General features: G+C 68.8%; 3 protein-coding genes. 1 reads left to right on the top strand and 2 read right to left on the bottom strand.

The features are described 5' to 3' along the window. The first annotated feature begins 66 nt into the window (after positions 1–66). Positions 67–369, top strand: a complete 303-nt coding sequence (locus AC27VN_RS41030) for a formate dehydrogenase subunit delta (protein ID WP_093347774.1) — start codon at positions 67–69, stop codon at positions 367–369. Positions 370–376: 7 nt separating this feature from the next. Here the strand turns inward: AC27VN_RS41030 and AC27VN_RS41025 are convergent, their stop codons facing one another. Together AC27VN_RS41025 and AC27VN_RS41020 are read right to left on the bottom strand one after the other, a co-directional pair. Next, entirely contained in the window at positions 377–712 is a 336-nt protein-coding gene (locus AC27VN_RS41025; protein WP_490880444.1) for a hypothetical protein, read from the bottom strand. A gap of 116 nt (positions 713–828) precedes the next feature. Further along, positions 829–1575, bottom strand: a 747-nt coding sequence (locus AC27VN_RS41020; protein ID WP_490880443.1) for a translocation/assembly module TamB domain-containing protein, incomplete at its 5' end; no start/stop codon positions are given.

Below are 1575 nucleotides of genomic sequence, written 5' to 3'. Positions count from 1 at the left end.
GCCAACGGGCAGCGCCCGCATTGATGACGAACAACCTCACGACGACAACGAGCGGAGACACAGCGCATGCATGACCAGTCGGTGCAATTGATCAAGATGGCCAACCAGATCGGCACCTTCTTCGAGGCCCAGACCCCGTCGGATGCCGGGGCGGCCACGCAGGCCATCGCGGCGCACCTCAAGTCCTTCTGGGCGCCGAGCATGCGGCTGGCGCTGGTGGAGAGCTTCGATCAGGGCAAGGCGCAGGCGATGCTGCCGATCGTGGCCACGGCCGTGCGCGACCACCGCGCCAAGCTTCTGCCCGACGGCGGGCACATGGTGGCCGAGGCGAAGCTGCTCTATCCGCAAGGCGGCGGAGACGCGGGCTGAGGCCCGGCTACACCGCCACGTGCGACAGCGCCTTGGCCTCGCGCCGCTCGGCATTGCGCGCGCGGCGCCGCTCGTGCGCCTGCAGCAGCGATTCGTAGTAGAGGCCCAGGGGCATCGCCACGAACACCATGCCCGCGACGTAGATCACGAGGCTGGTGATGGGGAAGCTGTCGCCGCCCCAATGGGGAACGGAAGCCGCCGCCGCGATGGCGGCGACGATCGCGATCGTGGCGCGGAAAGCGCCGCGCAACCAGGCGATGCGGGTCTCGTCGCCCTGCGGTGCATCGTCTGCCAGACGGTCTGATGCCGTGTTCCTCCCGCCTTTGTCTCCGTGCTCGTTCATCGTCGGCTCCTTGGAAGGCGTCTCCGATGATTCTTATCACGCGCCATCGCGGGGTCAAGATCGAAGTCCCGTACGAAACGCGGCTTCGTGCATGCGGCATGTGCCGCATGCGTACCTCAGTCGTACTTCACGGTGTAGATCAGGTCGAGGCCGCTGGTCTGTCCGGCCTGGCCGCGCAAGGTGAGGCGCTGCGTGAGGTCGTAGAAGATGAACAGCGTGCCGAAGGTGCCGCCGATGCTGCGCTCGTAGGTGACGTAGAAATCCTTCGACAGCCGCTTGCCGAAGGTGACGGCCGAATCGCGCACGTCGCCGCCGCTGCCCGGGCCCTTGAAGCCCAGTTCGTCGAGGCCGAAGCGGCTGGCCAGGCTGCCGCCGCTGGCACCCTTGCTGATGCGCCCGAGCAGCGAGAGCGCGGCCTGCTGCAGCAGCGCCGACTCGCCGCCGCTGGTGGCCGAGGCGCGGCCGAGCACCACCCACGACAGCGTCTCGGCATCGGACAGCGCGGGCTCCGAATAGAGCTTCACGCGCGGCGACTGCGCGCTGCCGCTGATCTGCACGCCGGCGCGCTGCGTGATGTTGGGCCGGATCGCGAGGATGTCGAGCTGCGGGTTGTCGTAGGGACCGTTGAAGCGCGCGATGCCGGTCTCCACGTCGAGCTGCTGGCCGTAGGCGCGGTACTGGCCCTTCACGGTCTTCACCTCGCCGGTGATGCGTGGCGGCGCATCGAGCCGCGTGCTGCGGATGTCGAGCTGGCCCTCGAGCCGGGTCGTGATGCCGCGGCCCTGCACCGCGAAGTCGTCGCCGAGGTCGAACTCGACCGCGATGTCGGGCGGCTTCGCGGTCTGCGGCTTGGCGGCCTGGGC

It is taken from the genome of Variovorax sp. 20P10.2.4, assembly GCF_058244205.1.
The sequence above is the reverse complement of the archived record's forward strand: the minus strand, read 5'-3'. Positions and strand labels throughout refer to the sequence as shown.

Bases quoted from the DNA above. Each gene is read 5' to 3' on its own strand.
- AC27VN_RS41030 (WP_093347774.1), top strand. From the start codon at position 67: ATGCATGACCAGTCGGTGCAATTGATCAAGATGGCCAACCAGATCGGC.
- AC27VN_RS41025 (WP_490880444.1), bottom strand. From the start codon at position 712: ATGAACGAGCACGGAGACAAAGGCGGGAGGAACACGGCATCAGACCGT.